At 57.0% G+C, this 572-nt stretch carries 2 protein-coding genes; both read right to left on the reverse strand.

Going from position 1 to position 572, the window contains the following annotated elements; all coding sequences use genetic code 11:
- The coding region (locus E1189_RS00630) for a hypothetical protein (protein WP_230459861.1) at positions 1–384 on the reverse strand (384 nt) is incomplete at its 3' end.
- Positions 377–572, reverse strand: a 196-nt coding sequence (locus E1189_RS22310; protein WP_230459862.1) for a phage virion morphogenesis protein, incomplete at its 5' end; no start/stop codon positions are given. The genes E1189_RS22310 and E1189_RS00630, both read right to left, overlap by 8 nt.

Raw genomic sequence — 572 nt, forward strand, 5'->3', positions numbered from 1 at the left:
GTCGATCTCCCCGGAATACAAGTTTTCAGCTGTCACGGTTCTTGGGTTGACCGCCAGCAGGAAGTCGCTCCCGAAACGGCAATAGGGCAACTCCCCCAGCACCTTTTCCACGATGGCCAGCGCTCCACGGTGGCGGTCGGACTCCTTGGCATCCGAACAGATCACATAGGCGGCCATGATGAGAGTGACATCCCGGAAACCCTGTCCGGTGACGTTAAGATTCGGTGACTGCTCAATGGCGATGCGCACAGCCCGTTTCTTGGTGAGCAGGCGGGCCAGCTCCTGTTGGGTGAACCGACCCGGATGGCTCTCCACATCCTTGGCCTCCTCGGCCAGAGCGGTCTTCAGGTATTGGGTCACTGCGTCCAGTGCGTCGTTAAACATTCCGTGATCCCTTGGCGGCCACTTCCTGTACCCACCGGTCGATTGTTCGTTCAATGATTTGGATTTGCTGGTCTTCTATGCCTAAGAACGGACGAGCCGGAATGGTGACACTCTTAGCGAAAACCGAGCCGTCCTTGCCCTTGAACTTCAGGGCCTTTTTATTCACCGGTTTGATCACAGCGCCGAAC

This window comes from Parendozoicomonas verongulae (genome assembly GCF_009711465.1).
Taxonomy (GTDB): domain Bacteria; phylum Pseudomonadota; class Gammaproteobacteria; order Pseudomonadales; family Endozoicomonadaceae; genus Sansalvadorimonas; species Sansalvadorimonas verongulae.